Origin of the sequence: Streptomyces sp. MI02-7b (genome assembly GCF_033793585.1) — a bacterium.
Taxonomy (GTDB): Bacteria; Actinomycetota; Actinomycetes; order Streptomycetales; family Streptomycetaceae; genus Actinacidiphila.
Window position 1 is genome coordinate 405,015 of record NZ_JARAWX010000005.1, and the last position, 20,800, is coordinate 425,814.

At 72.5% G+C, this 20,800-nt stretch carries 19 protein-coding genes; 6 read left to right on the forward strand and 13 right to left on the reverse strand.

Features of this window, described 5'->3' with window-relative positions; translation table 11 throughout:
- Positions 1-13: 13 nt before the first annotated feature.
- The gene (locus PV364_RS10910; protein ID WP_319659600.1) at positions 14-1,492 is read right to left on the reverse strand and encodes an MFS transporter; all 1,479 of its coding nucleotides are present in this window, start codon (positions 1,490-1,492) and stop codon (positions 14-16) included.
- Between the two features lie 144 nt (positions 1,493-1,636).
- Between PV364_RS10910 and PV364_RS10915 the strand changes: the two genes are divergently transcribed.
- Positions 1,637-2,251, forward strand: a complete 615-nt coding sequence (locus tag PV364_RS10915; protein ID WP_319659601.1) for a TetR/AcrR family transcriptional regulator — start codon at positions 1,637-1,639, stop codon at positions 2,249-2,251.
- 4 nt (positions 2,252-2,255) lie between these two features.
- On the opposite strand, the gene PV364_RS10920 is transcribed toward PV364_RS10915, so the two are convergent.
- From PV364_RS10920 to PV364_RS10950, 7 genes are all read right to left on the reverse strand, one after another.
- A complete protein-coding gene (locus tag PV364_RS10920; RefSeq protein ID WP_319659602.1) occupies positions 2,256-3,512 on the reverse strand; it encodes an NAD(P)/FAD-dependent oxidoreductase in 1,257 nt (418 codons plus the stop codon).
- A gap of 109 nt (positions 3,513-3,621) precedes the next feature.
- Positions 3,622-4,884 carry a PP2C family protein-serine/threonine phosphatase gene (locus PV364_RS10925; protein WP_319659603.1) on the reverse strand — a complete coding sequence of 421 codons (1,263 nt, stop codon included), beginning with the start codon at positions 4,882-4,884 and terminating at the stop codon, positions 3,622-3,624.
- A gap of 126 nt (positions 4,885-5,010) precedes the next feature.
- Positions 5,011-6,843 (reverse strand): alpha-galactosidase D, encoded by a 1,833-nt coding sequence (locus tag PV364_RS10930; protein ID WP_319659604.1) that lies wholly within the window; start codon positions 6,841-6,843, stop codon positions 5,011-5,013.
- 51 nt (positions 6,844-6,894) lie between these two features.
- The gene (locus PV364_RS10935; RefSeq protein ID WP_401975386.1) at positions 6,895-7,821 is read right to left on the reverse strand and encodes a carbohydrate ABC transporter permease; all 927 of its coding nucleotides are present in this window, start codon (positions 7,819-7,821) and stop codon (positions 6,895-6,897) included.
- The gene (locus PV364_RS10940; protein ID WP_319659605.1) at positions 7,818-8,774 is read right to left on the reverse strand and encodes a sugar ABC transporter permease; all 957 of its coding nucleotides are present in this window, start codon (positions 8,772-8,774) and stop codon (positions 7,818-7,820) included. The genes PV364_RS10935 and PV364_RS10940 overlap by 4 nt, the downstream gene beginning before the upstream one ends.
- A gap of 21 nt (positions 8,775-8,795) precedes the next feature.
- Entirely contained in the window at positions 8,796-10,112 is a 1,317-nt protein-coding gene (locus PV364_RS10945) for an ABC transporter substrate-binding protein (RefSeq protein WP_319659606.1), read from the reverse strand.
- A gap of 2 nt (positions 10,113-10,114) precedes the next feature.
- Positions 10,115-11,296 (reverse strand): ROK family transcriptional regulator, encoded by a 1,182-nt coding sequence (locus PV364_RS10950; RefSeq protein WP_319659607.1) that lies wholly within the window; start codon positions 11,294-11,296, stop codon positions 10,115-10,117.
- Between the two features lie 182 nt (positions 11,297-11,478).
- Here PV364_RS10950 and PV364_RS10955 point away from each other — a divergent pair, with 182 nt between their 5' ends.
- Together PV364_RS10955 and PV364_RS10960 are read left to right on the forward strand one after the other, a co-directional pair.
- A complete protein-coding gene (locus tag PV364_RS10955) occupies positions 11,479-13,623 on the forward strand; it encodes an alpha-galactosidase (protein ID WP_319659608.1) in 2,145 nt (714 codons plus the stop codon).
- 107 nt (positions 13,624-13,730) lie between these two features.
- Complete coding sequence (locus PV364_RS10960; RefSeq protein ID WP_319659609.1) at positions 13,731-14,066, forward strand: DsrE family protein; 336 nt, start codon at positions 13,731-13,733, stop codon at positions 14,064-14,066.
- Positions 14,067-14,135: 69 nt separating this feature from the next.
- Here the strand turns inward: PV364_RS10960 and PV364_RS10965 are convergent, their stop codons facing one another.
- Genes PV364_RS10965 through PV364_RS10975 form a run of 3 tightly spaced genes read right to left on the reverse strand, consistent with a single transcriptional unit; the run spans position 14,136 to position 16,896 of the window.
- Positions 14,136-14,696, reverse strand: coding sequence for an isochorismatase family cysteine hydrolase (locus PV364_RS10965; protein WP_319659610.1), 561 nt, complete (start codon positions 14,694-14,696; stop codon positions 14,136-14,138).
- On the reverse strand, positions 14,672-16,441 hold the full coding sequence (locus PV364_RS10970) for an MFS transporter (protein WP_319659671.1): 1,770 nt from the start codon (positions 16,439-16,441) through the stop codon (positions 14,672-14,674). The genes PV364_RS10965 and PV364_RS10970 overlap by 25 nt, the downstream gene beginning before the upstream one ends.
- Positions 16,442-16,446: 5 nt before the next feature.
- Positions 16,447-16,896, reverse strand: coding sequence for a MarR family winged helix-turn-helix transcriptional regulator (locus tag PV364_RS10975; protein ID WP_319659611.1), 450 nt, complete (start codon positions 16,894-16,896; stop codon positions 16,447-16,449).
- A gap of 159 nt (positions 16,897-17,055) precedes the next feature.
- Between PV364_RS10975 and PV364_RS10980 the strand changes: the two genes are divergently transcribed.
- Together PV364_RS10980 and PV364_RS10985 are read left to right on the forward strand one after the other, a co-directional pair.
- Complete coding sequence (locus tag PV364_RS10980) at positions 17,056-17,463, forward strand: SgcJ/EcaC family oxidoreductase (protein ID WP_319659612.1); 408 nt, start codon at positions 17,056-17,058, stop codon at positions 17,461-17,463.
- 180 nt (positions 17,464-17,643) lie between these two features.
- Positions 17,644-18,363, forward strand: coding sequence for an SDR family oxidoreductase (locus PV364_RS10985; protein WP_319659613.1), 720 nt, complete (start codon positions 17,644-17,646; stop codon positions 18,361-18,363).
- Between the two features lie 48 nt (positions 18,364-18,411).
- Here PV364_RS10985 and PV364_RS10990 read toward each other — a convergent pair whose 3' ends face one another.
- On the reverse strand, positions 18,412-19,173 hold the full coding sequence (locus PV364_RS10990) for an SDR family oxidoreductase (RefSeq protein WP_319659614.1): 762 nt from the start codon (positions 19,171-19,173) through the stop codon (positions 18,412-18,414).
- Positions 19,174-19,470: 297 nt separating this feature from the next.
- Here PV364_RS10990 and PV364_RS10995 point away from each other — a divergent pair, with 297 nt between their 5' ends.
- The gene (locus PV364_RS10995; protein WP_319659615.1) at positions 19,471-19,698 is read left to right on the forward strand and encodes a hypothetical protein; all 228 of its coding nucleotides are present in this window, start codon (positions 19,471-19,473) and stop codon (positions 19,696-19,698) included.
- Between the two features lie 74 nt (positions 19,699-19,772).
- Here the strand turns inward: PV364_RS10995 and PV364_RS11000 are convergent, their stop codons facing one another.
- On the reverse strand, positions 19,773-20,624 hold the full coding sequence (locus PV364_RS11000) for a glycoside hydrolase family 19 protein (RefSeq protein WP_415924541.1): 852 nt from the start codon (positions 20,622-20,624) through the stop codon (positions 19,773-19,775).
- Between the last annotated feature and the right edge of the window lie 176 nt (positions 20,625-20,800).

Genomic DNA, 20,800 nt, shown 5'->3' on the forward strand with positions numbered 1-20,800 from the left:
GGGTGTACGGCGCTCAGCCGGCCACGTTTCCGGGGTCCGGGACGGCTGCCTTGCGCCGCGGCGTCACGCCGAGCGCGGCCAGCGCGCTGAGGGCGACGATCCCGACCGATGTCCACCAGGCGTGCGAGAAGGTGTGCGCGGCCCGGCCGGGGGCTCCCGCCGCGAGCAGGACGACGAGGACGCTGACGCCGATGACGTTGCCGACCTGGCCCGCCATGGTGACGACGGCGCTGCCGGTGGAGGCCTTGTCCTTGGGGAGGTCGGCGGTGGCCGAGGAGATCAGGGTCGGCAGGGCCAGGCCGACTCCGACACCGGCGACGAGCCAGCCGGGCAGGATGTCGGTGGCGTAGTCGAGGTGCCCGTCCGCGGCGAGGGCGAGCCAGGCGGTACCGGCGGCCACGAGTGCCGCGCCCAGTGCCGCCACCACACCGACCGGCAGGCGCCGGGCGAGGCGCCGTCCGGCGGCGGAGGCGACGAACACCATGGCGGGGCCGGGGGCGACGCCAAGGCCCGTCCCGATGGCCGACCAGTGCCATTCCTGCTGCAACCACAAGGTGAGGCCGAGCAGTTGGACGGCGAAGGCGGCGTAGAATAGCAGCGTCGCGACACCGGCCCAGGCGAACACCGGGTTGCGCAGCAGCCGCAGGTCGACGACGGGGACGGCGTGCCGCGCGGAGCGCAGCAGGCACAGGACCAGTGCCACGGCGGTCAGCGCGAAGCTGCCGAGTGTCGGCGCCGCGCCCCAGCCCCACGCCGGTGCCTGGACCAGCCCGAGGGCCAGTGAGCCGATCGCGACGGCCAGCAGGGCACCGCCCAGCAGGTCGGGCATCCGGGCGTCGCCGGAGGGTCGTCCGTGGGGCAGCAGGCGGGCGGCGAGGACCAGCGCGGCCACGCCGATCGGGAGGTTGAGCAGGAAGATCCACTGCCAGGCGACCTGCACGAGCAGTCCGCCCACCACCGGGCCGGCCGCGGCGGCGAGCGAGCCGCTGGCCGCCCAGATCTGGATGTACCGGGTGAGCCTGGCGGGCGGGGCCGTGGTCAGGACGAGGCCCAGGCTGGCCGGGGTGAGCACGGCGGCACCGGCCGCCTGGAGGAAGCGGAGGGCCACCAGGACCCACAGGTCGCCACTGGCCGCGACGCCGACGCTGGCCGCGGTGAACACGGCCAGGCCGAGCAGGAATCCGGTCCTGCCGCCGAAGCGGTCCGTCAGCCGGCCCGCGGGGACCAGGAGGGCGGCGTACACGATCGCGTAGCCGTTGAGGATCCAGCTCAGCTTCGACAGCGAGGTCTCTCCGACGCCCTGCCCGATGGGCGCGAGCGCCACATTGACGATGAAGACGTCCAGCGCGGAGAGGAACACCGAGGTGGCCAGGACGGCGAGGACCAGGCCCGGGTGCACCGGGCGGCGTGAGACGGGGCGAGCGGCGGGGTGGGGCGCCCGTGCCGGTTCGGCGTGGCCGGCGGGCGTCGTGTTCTGGGGTGGGGAGGTCATCGACCAGGTCTCCAACGGAGTGCGGGGGCCGTGTCGATCGGGCGCGGCGAGGGGTCGGCGACCCACTTAAGCAAACCGATCGGTGTACTTAAGCGACCGTAACAGGGGTTTCCGGTTAAGTACAACGATCGGTACCCTGGAGGCATGAGCACGACCGGAGCATCGCCCGTACGCCGGCGCCGCGGCCGCGGCGCCCGTGAGCGGATCCTCAAGGCGGCGACCGAGCTGTTCACCGCCCAGGGCATCAACGCGACGGGGATGGAACAGCTCACCGCGGCCGCCGAGGTGTCCAAGCGCACGCTGTACCAGCACTTCAGCGGCAAGGACGAGCTCGTGCACGCCTTTCTGCGGGAGATGGAGGACGCGCTGCTGCCCCCGCGGGTCCCGCCGGAGATGACCGCTCAGGACGCCAGGGCGCAGCTGCTCGCCGTCTTCTCCTGGCCGCCTCCGGACCCCTCGGCGCCGCTGCGCGGCTGCCCGTTCCTCAATGCCGCGGTCGAGGTCCCCGACCCCGACCACCCTGTCCACCGGCTGGCCGCGACCTACAAGACCGAGTTCGCCCGCCGCCTGGCCGGCCTCGCGGGGCGCGCCGGCGCCCGTGATCCGGAGACGCTCGGCGAGCAGCTGGCTCTGCTGTACGACGGCGCCGTGGCCCGCGGTACAGCGCTCAACACCGTCGGCAGTGGCGCCGTCGCCCGCTCGATCGCCGCCTCCCTGCTCGACGCCGCGCTCACGCCGGAGAAGCAGTCGGCCCGCTGACCGGCTAGGCCCGGGCCGTGCGGCGGTGGTCCGCCAGCAGTTCGCGCGCGGCGCGGGCGCCCGAGGCCAGCGCGCCCTGGAGGGAGCCGGTGGCGCGGTGGTCGCCGCACACATAGCGCCCCGGGGTGACCCGGCTGGTACGGCTCAGCGGGTGCGGCGGCGGCATCGCCGGGAGGGCGCCGGGGACGGTGCAGGTGCGCAGGGGCTCCCAGGCGCCCGTGTCGGTGCCGTACACCTCGGCCAGCGCCTCGCGCACCGCCGTCTCCTCCTCCGGTCCGGGGACGCCGAGGACGGAGGTCGACACCAGTGCGCGGCCGTCCGTGGACAGCCCGGGGTGGACCTCGGTGAGCACCACGGTGTTGAGGAACCGCCGCCGCGCGTCGACCAGGAGCGTGGGCTCCGCCAGCGGCGAGCGCTCGGCCGCGTGGTACAGCGTCGTCACCGTACGGGTCTCCGGCACGGTGAGCCCCGGAAGCAGTCGCGCGGCGGCCTCCGGGCCGGTGGCCACGACCACCGACGGCGCCGCCGTCTCCGTGCCGTCGTCCAGCAGGACGCCGTACGCGGTCAGTTCGCGCACCGGCGCGTCCGTGCGGACCACGCCCTCGGGCAGCAGCCGGGCGAGCTGGGCGGGCACCGCGCCGATGCCCTCGGCCGGAAGGCACAGGGTGCCGCGCAGCATGCTGCGCCACACCAGGTGGAAGAAGCGGCTGGAGGTCTCCAGTTCGTCCTCCAGGAAGACGCCCGACAGGAACGGCCGGAAGAAGCCCTCGACGATGTCCCCGGAGAGCCCGGCCGCCGCGAGGGCCGTGAGCGTCGTCGTGTCCTGGCCGCGGCGCAGCACGCGGGCGGGCAGCAGCATGTCGCGGGCGCTCAGAACGCCGAGCGCGGCCAGGTCGCGTGCCGAGGCCAGCCGGCCCGGCAGCAGATCGGCGGCCTCCCGCGGGCGGCGGCTCGGATCGGTGAACAGCAGCCGCCCCCGGTCGGTGTGCACGGCCACGCCGGGCGTGAACGCCCGCAGCCGCAGGTCGCGCAGCCGCAGCCGGCGCCGCACCTGCGGGTAGGAGGTGTTGAAGACCTGGAAGCCGCGGTCCAGCAGGAAGCCGAGGTGGCGGTCGGTGCGCATCCGGCCGCCGACGCGGTCGGAGCCCTCCAGGACGCGCACCGCGAGGCCCGCCGCGCTCAGGTCGGCCGCGCAGGCCAGTCCGGCGGCCCCCGCTCCGACCACGATCACGTCACACCGGCCGCCGTGCTCGCGAGCCATCGATCGCCGCCCTCTCCACGACCGCCGTCGCAGGACGGGCCCCGCGTCGCACGGTGCCGATCACCCTACGTGTGCCCCCGGTGGTGTCCGGGCGCGGCGCGCCGCGCCGCTACAGCCGCAGCGTGACCAGCGCGACGTCGTCGTCGGTGTCGCTGCCGTCCGCGGCACGCAGGTCGCGCAGCAGGGCGTCGGCGAGGTCCTCCGGGTCGAGCCTGCGGTGCCGGACGATGCTCTCGGCGAGCCGCCGCAGCCCGACGTCGATGTCCTCGCCGCGGCGTTCGATCAGGCCGTCGGTGTACAGGACGAGAATCGCCCCGGGCGAGTAGCCCACGGTCGCCTGCGACCGGTTCGCCTCGTACGTCCAGGCGCCGAGCGGGGGGTCGGCGATCGCGTCGAGGAAGACCGTGCTCTCGCCGCCGGCGTCGAGCAGCGCGGGCGGCGGATGACCGGCCCTGCTGTACGTGATGGTGCCCCGGGCGCGGTCGATGACCATCTGGACGGCGGTGGTGGCCAGCGCGCCGTCGACGGTGATGGCGTACCGGGCCAGGGTCTTCAGGGCGGGACCCGGCTGGCCGAAGGCACGGACGGCGGCGCTCAGCGCGCTGCGCAGCTGCCCCATGACGCCCGCGGCCTCCAGGCCGTGCCCGACGACGTCGCCGACGGCGACCGCGAGCCGGTTGCGTTCCAGCCCGGTCAGGTCGTACCAGTCGCCGCACACGTTCAGGGAGCCGGTGGCCGGGCGGTAGCGGACGGCCGCGAAGTCGTACTGGTCGTGGACGACGGTGGGCAGCATCGCGCGTTGCAGCGTGACCGCGATGGCGCGCTCGCGGGCGTGCGCCTCGCGCAGCCGCTCGTTGAGTGCCTCCAGTTCCTGCGCCCGCACCAGCAGACCGGCGGTCGCCAGCACGTCGCTGCTCAGCCCGCCGTCCGCGGCGTCCCGGCCGCCGCCGGCGCGGACCAGGGCGGTGACGTCGTCCAGGCGCGCGATGACCATGCTGACCTCGCCGTCGGGCCCGACGACCGGGATGTGGACGGGGCTCCAGTAGCGGACCCCGTCGTCGCCGGGGTCGCGCCGCACGGCGTCGTAGCGGACCGGGCCGATCACGTCCTGCTCGCCGGTGGCCACGGCGCGCTGCGCCGAGGCGCTCATGCGGGTCACCCCGTTCTCCGGTTCGGCGGGGAACGCCTCGACCGCCGGCATGCCGCGCAGGCGTTCCCGGTCGAGGCCGAAGACCCGCAGGAACGCCTCGTTGGCGTCGGCGACGACGAGGTCCGGGGTGAGCAGCAGCACGGGAACGGGGAAGGCCAGGAACACCGACTCGTAGTCGATCTTCCCGCCCGGCCCCCCGTCGGATCCGGATCGGCGGCTCACCCTTTGATGTCTACCGCGCCCGGACGGCTCCCGCCCGTCGGCGGGGTCCCGACCCCGCCGCGCCGGTCGGCCGGGGGACGGCCGCCGCGGGGTGCGGGGCCCGGCGCGCGCCGGGCCCCGCGGCGGTCACGCGCGCTTCGGGACGTCGATCCGGTCGATGTCGGGGGCGTAGCCGGAGCCGCTGTCGAAGGTGATGGTGTTGGCGCCGGCCTTGAGGCTGAGCGGGATGCCCACGGTCTCGGCCGTCCCCCAGTCGCCGGTGGACGGGAACGCGTACGTGGTGGCGGCGGCGCCGTTGACGGAGACCTCGGCCTGGCGGGGGTCGCCGCTGACGTAGCCGACCTTCACCGTGTACCTGCCGGCCTTGGGGACCACCACGTCGTTGAAGCGCAGCGAGCCGCCGAGGTAGAGGTTGCCGACCTTGTGGGAGCCGGAGCACACACCGCAGTCGGCGACCGAGGCGCCGCCGCCCAGGGTGTTGCCGGCGGCCTCGGCCTCGTAGCCGGTCGTCGCCTGCGCGGGGCCGTGCGGAGTGACGGTGAACAGGCGCGAGCCATGGGCGGGCAGGGTATCGGTGATCTTGTCCTTGAGGCTGCCGAGGTCCTTGTGGCTCCACAGGTCACGGACGGAGCCGCGGCCGGAGAAGCCGAGGGAGGCCCAGTCGGCGGTGACGGCGGCGGGCGCGGTGCCGAGGTTGAACAGAGCGACGGTCCAGCTGCCGTCGGCGTTCCTGGCGGCCCACACCTGCCGGTCGCCGGTCGCGGTGACCGGGCGCGCCGCCGGGGTGCTCGACTGGTTGAGCGCGATGACCTCGCGGTTGGTCAGCAGCGACGTGCCGTAGGCGTCGAGGCGGGTGAGGTCGTCGCCGGTGAACAGCGGGGACTTGGCGATGGCCCACAGCGTCATGTAGGTCTGCCGCTCGGCCTCGGTGAGACCGTCCATCGCGCCGTTGCCGACGTCGAGGGAGTCCAGGTCGTTCCAGCCGCCGGGACCGCCGTGGCGGCTCCATGCCGCGGCGTCGGCGAAGCGGTCGTCGACGGAGTTCTCCCAGCTGACCAGGGTGTCGCAGTAGCACTCGACGTCGGTGTCGATCCGCCAGCCGTTGGAGTACTTCTTCCAGTCGGCGATGTGGCCGATGTCGAGCGACCAGGACAGTTCCAGGTGGATGGGGTGGCCGGTGGCGGCGATGGCCTTCTGCCAGGCGGCGATGTCGGCGACGTTGTCGTAGTTGTCGCCGCTCTTGAAGGAGCCGGGGCCGACGCCGTCGATCTTGAGAAAGTCGTAGCCCCAGTCGGCGATCAGGCGTGCCTGCGAGTCGATGTACTTCTGCGCGCAGGGGCGGGAGAAGTCGATCTTGTACGAGCTGTCCCAGCCGTTGGTGGTGCGCAGGTCGCCGTAGACGATGTCGGCGGTGGTGCAGCCGGGGGCGTTCCAGATCGGGACCGTGCCGCCGCCGTACCCCTCCTTCTCCAGGCCGACGGGCAGGTAGATGCCGGCCTTCAGGCCCTTGGCGTGGATGTGGTCGGCGACCGGCTTCATGCCGCGGGGGAAGCGCACCGGGTCCGCGGTCTGCCGGCCGTTGGCGTCGAACTCGGGCTTCCAGTCGTTGTCCCGCCACCAGCCGGCGTCGATGTTGACGTAGCTGTAGCCGTACTTCTTGAGCTTGGCGGCCATGGCGTCGGTCTGCTGGAGCACCTTCCGCTCGGTGAGCCAGCTGTAGTCGCCGTCCGGGTTGAGCCCGGGGTACTTGGAGGACTGCATGCTCCAGCTCGACCAGCCCATGTACGGCGTGGCGGCGACCGGCGCCGCCGCGGCGGCCGGCGCTTCGGGTACGGCCGGCGCGTCCGGTGCGGTCGCCCGCGCCGCGGGAACGGCGGCGGACAGGCCGGCGGTGAGGGCCAGGACGAGCAGCGTCCGGGCGGTGCCCGAGGGCAGGACGGAGTACGAGGGTGACCGCATGGGTCGGCCTCCTGGGGTTGGGGGGACGGCGGGGCGGGTGCTGTGGGGGCGTCAGCCCTTGCCGGAACCGATGGTCAGGCCGCTGATGAACTGGCGCTGGAGCGCGAAGTACACCAGCAGCGTGGGGATCGCCGTCATCAGGGCGCCGGCGGCGATGAGGTTGGGGTTGGTGAAGTACTGGCCCTGCAGATTGGCCAGGGCCGAGGTGATGGGGCGCTTGTCCCCGGTCTCGATGAGGGCGAGCGGCCAGAAGAAGTCGTTGTAGATCCAGATCGCCTCCAGCGTGGCAAGCGCGGCGAAGGCCGGCCGGCACAGCGGCAGGATGATCTGGAAGAACTGGCGCCACACCTGGGCGCCGTCGACGAGCGCCGCCTCGGAGATCTCCCGTGGGATCGTCTTCATGTAGTTGCTGAGCACGAAGGTGCAGAACCCGCACTGGTACGCGATGTGGATGGCGATGATGCCCCACACGGAGTTGTAGAGCAGCAGCGAGTCGCTCATCCACGCCGGCAGCGGGATCAGCAGGTAGACCCGGTACAGCGGGGTGATGAGCACCTGGGCGGGGAGCAGGTTGCCCGCGGTGAAGAGCATCAGCAGGACGATGTTCCACCGGAAGTCGAAGCGCGAGACGAAGAACGCGACCGCCGCGGAGAACAGCAGGGTCCCCAGCACCGAGGGCACGGTGATGAGCACCGAGTTCCAGAAGAAGTGCGGCATGCCCGACTGGGTCCAGGCGTCGGTGTAGTTGCTCAGGCTGATCCCGTGCGGCCAGGACAGGTAGCCGTGCTCGGCCGTGTCCTTGTACGGGCGCAGCGAGGTGTACATCGCCCAGAGCAGCGGCAGCAGCCACAGCAGGGCGATGCCGCCGAGCATCAGGTGACGGCCCGTCTGGCGGGGCGGGCGGGAGACGGCGCGCGGCCCCGGTCCCCGCTCGACACGGGCCCGGGAGGGGGCCGGCTCGGTGGCGGTGGTGGTCACTGGGCCTCCTTGCGGAAGTTCTGTACGAGGAAGGTCCCGATGGCGGCCAGGGAGACGACGAGCAGCACGACGGCCAGCGCGGAGCCGTAACCGATGTGGCTGGACTCGCCGATGATGTTGTCGGTGATCAGCAGGGACAGCAGCTCCATGCCGGGCTTGCTGCCGACCCCGCCGCCGAGCACGTACACCACGTCGAAGGCGCGCAGCGACTCCATGACGGTGACGACCAGGATGACGACGTTGACCGGCCGCAGTGCGGGGAAGACCACCTTGAGGAACGTCTGCCGGCCGTTGGCGCCGTCGAGGGCCGCGGCCTCCTTCAGGGCCGGGTCGAAGCCCTTCAGGCCGGCCAGGTAGAGGATCATGATGTAGCCGGTGTGCCGCCAGGCCGAGGCGACCAGCACGGACCAGAGGTTGAGGTCCGGGTCGCCCAGCCAGTCGATGTGGTGGCCGGGGGCGACGGCGTTCACGATCCCGTCCAGCAGCCCGCTGTCGGGGTTGTAGATGATCTCCCAGATCAGGCCGACCACGGCCAGGGAGAGCACCATCGGCAGGAAGATCGCCGTCTGGTAGACCCGGGTGAAGCGCAGCTTCCGGTCCAGCTGGTAGGCGAGGAAGATCCCGAACGGGGTCGGCAGCAGCGCCGTGAACAGCAGCCAGATGACGTTGTGCCGCACCGCGGGCCAGAACGGCGGGTAGTTGGTGAAGATCTGCCGGTAGTTCTCCAGCCCGGTCCAGTGGATGTCGGACAGCGCGATGCCGTCCCAACTGGTGAACGACAGGCCCATGGAGGCCAGCGCGGGCAGCCAGACGAAGAACAGCAGCGCGAGCAGGGGGACGCCCACGACGACGGCCAGGAAGAGGCGGTCGCCCGGCCCGAGCCGGCGCGGACGGGACCTGGGGCGGGACCGGGGACGCGGGCGGGGCGGCGCGGAGGGGGGAGCGGACGGCACGGTGTTCCTTCCCGGTCCGGGTCAGGCGGTGAAGAAGCGGGACCGCTGCGACTCGATCTGCTTCAGCAGGGACGACGCGTCGTCGGGGTGACCCAGCCACTGGGTGAGCCCGGGCAGCACGACCGTGGAGATGAAGCCGGGGTCGCTGTCGCGGTCCGCGAACTGCGTGATGTGCTTTGCGGAGCCGATCAGTTCGGCGGACTTCTTCTGCAGGGGGTTGTAGGAGCTGGTGTCCGCCTTCGCGTGGACGGCCACGTTGCTCGGGTCGACGCCCATGTAGAGGTTCTCCGCGGCGGCGCTGCCGAGGAACTCCAGCAGCTTCTTGGCACCGGCCTCGTTCTTGGGCCGGCGGCTGAGCATGAAGCCGTCGGTGGGCGCCTCGACGGCGTCCTGGCCCTGCGCCGGGTCGATCTCGGGGAACGGGAAGAAGTCGATGTCGTCGCGGAGCTTCTCGTCGGTGATCTGCTGCCCGACGAAGAGCCCGATGATCGCCATGCCGGACTTCTTGTCCAGCAGCGACTGCGCGGCGTCCTGCCAGGAGCGGCCCGCCGCGCCCTGCTGGTAGTACGGGGCGATCTCACGCCACAGGTCGAAGACGGCGACGGCACGGCGGTCGGTCCACGCCACCTCGCCGCGCATCAGCTGCATGTGGAAGTCGTAGCCGTTGGCGCGCAGGTCGAGGTAGTCGAAGGCACCCAGGATGCTCCAGGCGTCGCCGCCGCCGTAGCCGGAGGCGATGGGCGACAGTCCGTCCTTCTTCATGCGCTTGGCCAGCGCGGTGAACTCCGACCAGGTGCGGGGGGCGGTGTAACCGCGCTCCTGGAACAGGCTCTTGCGGTAGAAGACGGCCCACGGGTAGTTGTACAGCGGCACGAAGTAGTACTTGCCGTCCTCGCCGCGCGACAGCTGCTTGGTCGCGTCGCTGAAGCCGGCGCCTATCGTGTCCCACACGTCGTCCAGCGGCGTGGCCAGGCCCTTCTTGGCGAAGTACTGCATGCGGTAGCCGGCGAACCAGGTGAAGACGTCGTCCGGGGTGCCCTGCAGGTAGGTGGAGATGCTCTTCTGGAAGCTGTCGTGGTCCACGGTGTTCGTCTTCACCGTCAGACCGCTGTCCTTGGTGAAGGCCTTGGTGACCGCCGCGTAGGCGGACTTGGGCGTGGCGTCGGCGCCGTTGGACCCGAAGGTCACCGTCTTGGGGTCGGCACCCGCTCCCCCGCCGCAGGCGGTGAGCAGCGGCGCGGCCAGGGCGGCGGCACCGAGGCCGAGCATGCTGCCGACCACGCGGCGGCGGCCGGGCCGGGCGGCGGCGAACGGGGAAGTGCGGCTCTGCAGCGTCATCGCTACTCCTTTGACGTGTCTGATGTGATGAAGGACTGGATCGCGGTGGCCGCGGCCCCGCGCGCCCACTCGTCGAAGGGCAGCGGTCGGGTCTGCAGATCGCACTGCGCGGCCGTGCCGAAGGCGGATGCGGTGAAGGCGTCGCGGATCTGGTCGGCGAACAGGTCGTAGGCCGCCAGCCCCTCGCCGGAGATGATCACGCGTTCCGGGCCCAGCAGGTTGGCCACGGCGCCGATGGCCCGGCCGATCGCCTCGCCGGCCCGCGCGTACACCGCGCGAGCCCCCGGGTCGCCCCGGTGGGCGAGTTCCAGGGCCTCCGCGGCGTCGGCCACCGCGACGCCGGTCGCCGCCCGGACGTCCCGGACGATGGCGGGGTCGGCGGCGATGGCCTCCACGCAGCCGCGGTTGCCGCAGTGGCAGACCGGGCCCGCGGGGTCGATGGGCAGGTGGCCGATCTCGCCGGCCACACCGTAGGCCCCGGAGACCACGTTGCCGTGGACGACCAGGCCGCAACCGATGCCCGCGCCCACCGTGATGACGGCGAAGCCGCCCAGCCCGACGCCGGCCCCGAACCACTGCTCGGCGACGGTGAGGGCCCGTACGTCGTTCTCGACGGTGACCGGCAGACCGGTCGTCATCGCCACGATCTCGGCGAGGGCGACGTCGCGCCACTCCAGGAACGGCGACCAGCGCACGACCCCCGCGGCCCGGTCCACGTCGCCCGAGACGGCCAGGCCCAGTCCGCGGACCTGGACGCCGAAGCCGTCCGCCTCGGTGCGCAGTTCCTGCACCAGGTCGCCGATGACGGCCAGCACCGGACCCGGCTCACGGCTCGTCAGCGGCACGTGCCGGGCGACCCTGATCCGGCAGCACAGGTCGGTGAGGACGCCGATGACCTCGTCCCCGGTCACCTTGAGGCCGATGAACAACGCGCGGCCGGCGTCCACGCGGACATGGTTGGCGGGCCGCCCGAGGGCGGGGCGGGCCGCCCCGTCCGCCTCGTCCACCAGGTAGCCGGCCTCGATGAGGGGCCGGACCGCCTTGGTGACCGCGGCGGCGGACAGCCCGGCGCGCCGGGCGATGTCGGCCCGGGTGAGCGGGCCGTGGGAGAGCACGATGGTGAAGATCTGCGAGGCGGCCGGCGTGTGGGCCGGTATCGCCTCGCCGGGTGGGGTCGAGCGCATGGCCGGGAACCTAGGTCTATTCTTTTCTGCTGTCAATGAAAGAAACAAGGATGGTCGGAAGTTGCGGTTTTGGGCTGACCGGGGCTTGTAAAGGGTTGTGCAGGGCCGGTGTTGACATTTGATCAAAGGTCACGGTTGGCTTTCGCCATCTGCCTCGTGGCGTCGACCGATCGTGAGGACCCATGGCCCTGATCTCCTTCGCCCCGCACACCGGGGTCTGGCTGCTCTCCACCGCGCGCACGTCGTACGCGCTGCGGACCGACGAGACCGGGGCCCCCTGTCACGTCGCCTGGGGGCCGCGGCTGACTCTCGCGGAGGCGGCGGAGCTGGCCGTTCCCCTCGCTCCGCCGGCGAGCAGCTTCGAGGGGCGGCCGGCGGTGGGCGAGGAACTGCCCGTCGACGGCGGCGCCCGCTACGGGGTGCCGTCCCTCCAGGTCCGCTTCGCGGACGGCTCGCGCGCCTTCGAGTGGCAGCCGGCCGGCCACCGGCTGGACGAATCCACCCCGGGCACCGCCGAGTTGGCGCTCGACTACCGCGACCGCGGCTACCCGCTGGACGTGACACTGCACTACCGGGTCCACGAGGACAGCGACGTCGTCGAGCGCTGGACCGTGCTGCGCAACGCCGGGGACCAGGAGCTCACCCTGCCGCGTGCCGACTCCGCCGCCTGGACCCTGCCCGCGCTGCCCGGCTACCGGCTCAGCCACGTCACCGGGCAGTGGTCCGCGGAAAACACACTGCACCGGGAGCCGCTCCCGGCCGGGGAGACCGTCCTCGGCAGCCGCCGCGGCGTCACCAGCCACCATGCGAACCCGTGGGTGATGCTCGACGCGGGCGACGCCACGGAGGAGCAGGGCCGGGTGTGGAGCGCCGCCCTCGCGTGGAGCGGCAGTTGGCGCATCACCGCGCAGCGCACCCCCGACGGCCGGGCGGGCTTCACCGGCGGCGCGGGCCACGACGGCGCGAGCCTGCCGCTCGCCCCCGGCGAGGAGTTCACCACGCCCGTGATGGCCGGGCTGTTCAGCGACGGCGGATTCGGCGCGGCCGGCCGCGCCTGGCACGCGTACACCCTGGCGCACGTCCTGCCCCGGCCGCGCGAGACGGCCCCCGTGCTCTACAACTCCTGGGAGGCGACCGGCTTCGACGTCGAACCGGCCGCGCAGGCGGCGCTCGCCGCGCGCGCCGCGGCGCTGGGCGTCGAGCTCTACGTGGTCGACGACGGCTGGTTCGGCGGCCGCCGCCACGACCGCGCGGGCCTCGGTGACTGGACGCCCTCACCGGACCGCTTCCCGGACGGGCTCGGCCCGCTGGTCCGCGAAGTGCACCGGCTCGGCATGAAGTTCGGCCTCTGGGTGGAACCCGAGATGGTCAACGCCGACAGCGACCTGTACCGCGAGCACCCCGACTGGGTGCTGCACGTCCCCGGCCGCACCCGCACCGAGCTGCGCAATCAGCTCGTGCTGAACTTCGCCCGCCGTGACGTCGCCGACTGGGCGTACGGCTGGCTGACCCGCCTGGTCGCCGACCACGGCATCGACTTCCTCAAGTGGGACATGAACCGCGCCTTCAGCGAGGCGGGATGGCCCGAGCGCACCGGAGGCGCCGACCGCGTGGCGACCGGGTACGTGCACCACCTCTACGGCGTCCTCGACCGGCTCCGCGCCGACCACCCGGACCTGCGGATCGAGGCGTGCAGCGGCGGCGGCGGCCGTGTCGACCTCGGCATCCTCGCCCGCACCGACCAGGCGTGGACCTCCGACAACACCGACGCCGCCGACCGCACCCGCATCCAGCACGGCCACACCCAGATCTACCCCGCCCGCACCATGGCCGCCTGGGTCACCGACGTCCCGAACCAGCTCACCGGCCGCACGGTGCCCCTGCGCTTCCGCTTCCACGTGGCGATGGCGGGCCTGCTCGGCATCGGCGGCGACCTGAGCCGCTGGCCGGAGGAGGAACTGGCCGAGGCCGCGGAGCTGGTGGCGGAGTACAAGACGGTCCGCCACCTCGTCCAGCACGGCGTTCTGCACCGCCCGGCCGGTCCGGGCGACGACGGTCCCACCGTCGTCCAGTACGTCTCCCCGGACGCCGAGGAGACCCTGCTGCTGGCCTGGCGCCCGCCCCTCCCCCACGGCGCCCCGCGGCGCCCCGTCCGCCTCGCCGGTCTCACCCCCGGCGCCCGCTACCGCGACGCCCGTACCGGCGCCGTCCACCACACCACGGTCCTCACGGGCTACGGGCTCACCCTCGACCTTCCCCCGGCCGACTGGGCGAGCACCGCCGTCCACCTGGTACGGGTACCGGACGGCGAGGTCCCCGCATCCTGAATGACGAGACGATGAGTCTCACTTGCTGAGAAGCCTGCTACCGTCCGGGCCGCGGGGACAGCATGGGGAGAACGGGAGAGCACGCGATGCCCAGGACGGTCGTTCATGTGTTTCACGACGATGACGACTCGCTCGCGACCGGGACGCGGATGGCACAGCGCATCCAGGAGATCGCCCCCGACCACGGGACCACCGTCGAGGTGTTCTGCTTCGGGCCGGCCCAGCGCCGGCTCAGCGGCCGGGGCGGCCCGGAGTCCGTCGCGGCCTTCAACCGGCGGATCGACGAGCTGATCGCGGACGGTGTCGTCGTCGGAGCCTGCGTCAACTCCGCCCGTGCCGAAGGAGCCGAGGACGAACTCACCGCGCGCGGGCTCCGCCTTCGGGTCGCCCGGGACGAGTTCGTGCGCTTCACCCTCGAAGGCGCGACGGTCATCACGTTCTGACCCGGGCCGGTACCGCCGTGCCGCTGCTCCGCGCCCGTCACGGTCGGGGGGCAGCGGGCGGGAGGGCGGTCAGTTCTTGACGGCCAGCACCCATTCGTCGACGGAGACGACGGCCGCCTGGCGGGGGAAGACCTTCTCCGTGAGTACGCGGTGCACCTCCGGGTCGGCGTCGAGGCAGGCGTCGGCCAGGACCGTGAGCCCGAAGTCCAGGTCGGCGGCCTGGCGGAGGGTGGACAGGACGACACCGCTGGTGGCGATGCCGGCCAGCACGAGGCTGTCGATGCCGCGGGCGCGCAGGACCATCTCGAGGTCGCTGCCGGCGAAGGCGCTGACGCGCTTCTTGGTGACGACCAGGTCGCCGGGTTCGGGGGCGACGCCGGGGTGGACGCGCGCGCCGGGGTCGCTCTCGGCGAAGGCGCCGGTGCCTGCGAGGGCGCTGAAGGTCTTGTTGCGGGGGCTGACCTCGGGGTGTCCGTCACGGAAGCCGATGACGACGTAGAGCACCGGGATGCCGGAGGCGTGAGCCGCGTCGATGGCCCCGCGCAGGCGCGGCAGGTAGTCCGCGTCGGGGGCGAAGCGGTCGAGGATGCCCTGCTGGACGTCCATCACGAGGAGTGCGCTGTGCGCCATTCTTCTGTTTCCTGTCCTTCGTTCACGCCGGCCGGTGTGCCCGGTCCGCTCTTGTGGTGCCGGCCGCGGAGCACCGAGGCGACCGCGGCGATCAGGGACATGGCCGTGGCGGCGGTGAAGACCGTGACGAGTCCGTGGTGGAAGGGCCCGGAGACCAGTGCGGGGAAGAAGCCCGTTCCGGTCAGGACGTCGACGTTGTGCCCGGGGAGGGAGTGCAGGACGCCGCTGGGCCCGAGCAGGTGGCTGATGGGGTTGTTGCCGAGGAAGGTCGCGAACAGCGTGCTGACCGGAGGCAGCCCGGCCACCTGGCTCGCGATGTCCGCGGGCACGCCCTGGCCGCGCAGACCGCTCTCCAGCGCACCGGGCAGCGAGCCGGCCAGGCCGGAGATCATCAGCGAGAAGGACAGCCCGATGGACAGGGCCGTGCCCGAGTTCTGGAACGTCGACCGCATGCCGGAGGCCACACCGCGCTGGTCCGGTGCGACGCTGCCCATGATCGCCGAGGTGTTGGGCGCCGAGAACATGCCCTGCCCGATGCCGCTGAGCAGCAGCAGGCCCGCGAAGGCGGGATAGGGGAAGTTCACCGGCAGCATGAGCAGTCCGACGAAGCCGGCGGCCACCAGCATCAGTCCGGTCGTGGAGAACAGCCGCGCGCCGAAGCGGTCGGACAGGTAGCCGGAGGCGGGGCCCGCCAGGAGGAACCCGACGGTGAGCGGCAGCATGAAGATGCCCGCCCACAGCGGGGTGTCCTCGAAGGCGTAGCCGTGCAGCGGCAGCCAGATGCCCTGCAGCCAGATGATCAGCATGAACTGCAGGCCTCCGCGGGCGATGGAGATCAGCAGCGCGGCCAGGTTGCCGGCGGCGAAGGCGCGGATGCGGAACAGGCCGAGGCGGAACATCGGCTCGGCGATCCGGGTCTCGGCGACGCAGAACACCACCAGCAGCGCGACACCGGTGGCCAGTCCGCCGAGCACCCACGGGTTGGTCCAGCCGGTGGGGTGGCCGCCGTAGGGCTGGATGCCGTACGTGATCGCGGCGAGCAGTCCGCCGGCCCCGGCGGTGAAGGTGACGTTGCCGATCCAGTCGATCCGGCCCGGTTTTCGGACGCCGGTCTCCCGGAGGCTGCGGTACGACCAGATGGTGCCCACGATGCCGATCGGGACGCTGATCCAGAACACCGCGCGCCAGTGGATCGTGGCCAGCAGCCCGCCCGCGAGCAGCCCGAGGAACTGACCCGCCAGGGCCGTGATCTGGTTGATGCCGAGCGCCATGCCGCGTTGTCCGGAGGGGAACGCGTCGGTGAGGATGGCCGCGGAGTTGGCCGTGAGCATCGAGCCGCCGACAGCCTGCACGACACGGAAGCCGATCAGCCAGAGCGCGCCCGAGCCGCCCTTGAACGGGTCGAGGGACAGCGCGAGCGAGGCGCAGGCGAAGATCGCGAAGCCCATGTTGTACATGCGGACGCGGCCGAACATGTCGCCGAGCCGGCCGAGCGCGACCACCAGGACCGCGGAGACCAGCAGGTAGCCCAGGATCATCCAGAGCAGGTAGCCGATGTTGCCGGGCGCCAGGGGGTCGAGGCCGATCCCGCGGAAGATCGCCGGCAGCGAGATGATCACGATCGAGCCGTCGATGGTCGCGATCAGGACGCCCAGCGTGGTGTTGGAGAGCGCGACCCACTTGTAGCGGCCGTTGCCGTCCGGCCCGCCGGTGCCTTCGGGGCGGGCCGCCGTGCCCGCCGGTATGCCGCTCACAGCCGCTCCGCGAGCCGGTCCAGCAGCGGCAGCACCGCGAGCAGCTGCCGCCGTTCGTCGGCGGTGAACTCCCCCTCGATGACCGCGCCCAGTCGCTGCACGGACTCCGAACGGCGGTCGGCGAGCACCTTGCGGCCCGCCTCCGTCACCGTCACCACCGCGCGGCGGCCGTCGGCGGCGTCGGGGCGGCGGCTGACCAAACCCCGTTCCTCCAGCCCCGCCAGGGTCGTCGCCATGGCCTGCGGGCGCACCCGCTCCAGTTCGGCGAGCGACCCGGGGGAATCCGGCCCCTCGCGGTCCAGCCGGGCCAGCACGGACACCTCGGAGAGCGTCACGTCCCCCACGGCGTGTGCCTGCCGCAATCGGCGCGCGATCCGGCCCACGGCCAGCCGGAGTGCCGCTCCGACCTCGGTGGGATCGTCCGCCGCCGGCGTTGTCTCGTCCATGAATACTTACAATAGCTTAATCAATCGTCCGTAACTACTGGTGCCGCACGCCGTCGACCACCTTGCGCCGTGGCGATGAGTCCGCGCCCCGGGCCCGGTCATGAACGGGTGATCGCGGCCAGGCGGCCCGCGGGACCGGTGCGACGAGAGGAGCGGCCCGTGACCGGGGACGAGCAGCGGATCCGGGAACTGATCGAACGATGGGCCGCCGCGGTCCACGAGGGCGACCTCGGCACCGTGACGGCCGACCACGCCGACGACGTCGTGATGTTCGACGTGCCCCCGCCCGAGGACGGCGTCCGCGGCATCGGCGCCTACCGCCGCGTATGGCCCCCGTTCTTCGCCTGGCAGGCCGGTGGGGCCCGGTTCGACCTGGTCTCCCTCGACGTCACCAGCGGCGGGGACGTGGCCTTCGCGCACGCCCTGCTGCGCTGCGGCACCCCGGAGGACCTCGCAGAAAACCCGGCGCGACGCCTGCGGATCACGTTCGGCCTGCGCAAGGAGGCGGGCCGGTGGGTCGTCGCGCACGAGCACCATTCGTTCCCTTACGAGGGCCCGGGTACGTGAACGCGGGCGTCCGCCCCGCCGGTTGGCACGGCCGGGCGCGGCCGTCGCCGAGGGCGTCCGGTCCGAGTGGTGGCGGTGACCCGTGCGGCATACGTTTGACGTGGGAGCGGCGCCGCACGCTCGTGTGTCATCGTGACGCCGGCCCACGGCCCTGCAGTCCATCGTCGGTGAGGTACCCCCATGAAGATCCAAGGGTCTGTCGCTCTGGTCACCGGAGCCAATCGCGGGCTCGGCGAACAGTTCGTGCGGGCGCTCCTCGACGCCGGAGCGGCCAAGGTCTACGCGGGGGCGCGCGATCCCGGGAAGGTCACCGTGCCCGGGACGACCCCGGTCGCCGTGGACATCACCGACCAGGAATCCGTGCGCACGGTGGCCGAACTCGCCCAGGACGTGACGCTCCTGGTCAACAACGCGGGTTCGACGACCCGGGCCCATGTGCTCGATTCGGACCTGGACTTCTTCCGCAAGGAGTTCGAGACGCACGTCCTCGGCACCCTCGCCATGAGCCGGGCCTTCGCACCGGTGCTCGGGCGCAACGGCGGCGGCGCGATCGTCAACGTCCTGTCCGTGCTGTCCTGGGTCTCTATCCCGGTCAGCGCCGGATACGCGGCGGCCAAGTCCGCCGAGTGGTCCGTGACCAACGCCCTGCGGGTGGCGCTGGCCGAACAGGGCACACAGGTGACCGCCGTGCATGTCAGTTACCTGGCGACGGAGATGGCCGCGCAGGTGTCCGGCCCGAAGGCCGATCCCGCCGCGGTGGCCCGTGCGGCCGTCGACGGCGTCGACGCCGGACTGGACGAGGTGCTCGCCGACGACGTCAGCCGGCAGGTCGAGGCGGCGCTGGCCGCGGGACCCGAGGCCCTGTACCCGCAGTTGTCCGGCCGCCCGCCACTGGTCTGACCCGCTGGTCTGACCCGCCACCGCGACGACCACGGAGACGGCCACGGATCAGTGCGGAAGAAGCTGCTGGCCGCCGTCGACGTCGTAGGTCGCGCCCGTCAGCGCGTCGTTGGCCATGATGTGCAGCGCCAAGGAGGCGATGTCGCCGGGGCCGACGACCCTGCGGATGGGCAGCGTGGCGCGCAACTCCTCGCGCCGGGCTTCCAGTTGATCGCCGAGCAATGAGGCGGACAGAGGTGTGTCGACGAATCCCGCCGCGATGAGGTTCACCCGGACCGGCGCGATTTCCAGCGCGAGGTTGGCGACCAGGGCGGGCAGCGCCGCCGTCATGGCGCCCACGACGGACATGCCGACGCCCGGGCGCCGGGCGCCGGTACCACCGACGAACAGCAGCGTTCCTCCGGCCCTGACCTTCGCACGGCCGTGGAGGGCGACCGCGAGCGTCGTCGTCAGGCGGTCGCCGAACTGACTGCGGGCGGCGGCGAGATCCATGTCCTCCAGGGGCATGTAGGCCGGGCTGCCCGCGGTGACCATCACGTGGTCGACCGGACCGCGCAGTTCCTCGAAGAACTGCCGGAGGCGGTCGGTGTCGGTGGCGTCGAACGCCGCCGTGCCGAGCGGCCGGAGTTCGAGCGCGGCCCGCTCCAGCCGTTCCGGGTTGCGGGCCACGAGAATCAGCCGGCCGCCCCTCGCGCGTACCTGGCGGGCGGTTTCCAGCCCGATGCCCGCACTGGCGCCGATCACCACGACGGTCCGGTCGGCGAAGTCGGACGGGCCGTGCGCGGCGGGAGCGCCGGGCGCCGCGCTCACGGCGCGTCCTCGCGGGCGCGGCCGCGCCCGCCGTCGCCGATGTGGTTCGGTTCGCCGCTCATCCGTGCCTCCCGGGGTGGGCCTCCGGTCCCATCGTCGCGCTTCGCCCCGCCGGTCGCCCGTCGGCGGGCCACGCGCCGGGCCCGTTCCGGAACGTGCCCCTCCAGGCCGTGCGGGGCGCGGTGGCCGCCTTCCGAGGGTCCCGCCTCCGAGGTTCCCGCGGCGTCCGGGTTGCGGGCGGTGCGGGCACGCGGGGAGGCTGGCAGGGGGACGGTGCCACGAAGGCGGTGGTGGGACGTGGAGCGCCAGGTGTCGGTGGAGATGACCGGTGAGGGCTATCGCGTCACGTGCCGGGACACCGGCGTGGTCGGACACGGCATGACCGAGTCGGAGGCGTGGACGGACTTCTGGGAGGCCCTGCACGCGGATTGGAAGTCGCCGGAGGACGCGCGGGCCGCCGCCGAACGGCGGGAGGCGGACCGTGCGCGGCCCCGGATGGACCGGGTCCGCGGCCTGCTGAGCTGATCACCTCGGGCCGGGGCCCGGAGGCCCGGGGTGGGCGCAGGGACCGCCGCCCGCGCGCCCCCGTGCGGTGGCGGTCAGCAGTAGAGGTTGCCGCCGGCCGCGACCCCGAGGATCTGGGTGAAGCGCTGGTAGTTGGTCACCCGGCTCTGGACCTGCGCGGGGTTGCGGCCGTCGCACTCCAGGGAGCCGTTGATGGAGCGGATCGTCTGGCCGAAGCCGGCCTGGTTGACCATCGCGTTGTGCCCGGTCATGGTGCCGGGGCCGCTCTGGGTGTTCCAGTACCACAGGCCGGTCTTCCAGGCGACGGCCGCGTCCTGCTCGACCAGCCACGGGTTGTGCAGCAGGTCGATGCCGAGGGCGTCGCCCGCGGCCTTGTAGTTGAAGTTCCAGCTGAGCTGGATGGGCCCGCGGCCGTAGTACGCGGACTGGCCGGCGGGGCAGCCGTAGGGCTGGCCGCTGTCGCAGTAGTGCGGGTAGTTGGCGGTGTTCTGCTCGACGATGTAGACGAGGCCACCGGTCTCGTGGGCGATGTTGGCGAGGAACGCGGCGGCCTCCTGCTTCTTCACCGTGTCACTGCCGGTGTTCGCGAAGCCGGGGTACGCCGACAGGGCCGCGACCAGGCCGCTGTAGGTGTAGAACGAGTTCCGGCCCGGGAACATCTGGTTGAACTGGGCCTCGCCGACCACGAATCCCGACGGGTTGCCCGGGTTGCCGGGGTCGGTGCCCCCGCCGCCGCAGGTGCCCTGGTCGGCCCACACGCCCCATTCGCCGGTGGTGCCGGGCGTCTCGCCCTGGGTCCACCACTTGGCCTGCCAGTTGTGGCCGCCGAGGGACGCCGTCATCCCGTTCGTGTAGACCGCTGACGCGCTCCACGGGGCCGCGCAGGTGGCGGCCGAGGCGGAGCCAGAGGGGATGGCCACCGCCATGCCGGCGGCGGCCGCGATGGTTGTGAGGAGTGCCAGAGTGCGTCGCATGACCGTAACTGCTCCTTGTGTGGGGGGAGTTGCGTTTCGCACTGAGCAATGAACCGGATTGACCTATACCTGTCAAGGTCTAGACCAACGCCCGTTCCGCTTGAGGCGGTGGCCTGACGGCGTAGCGT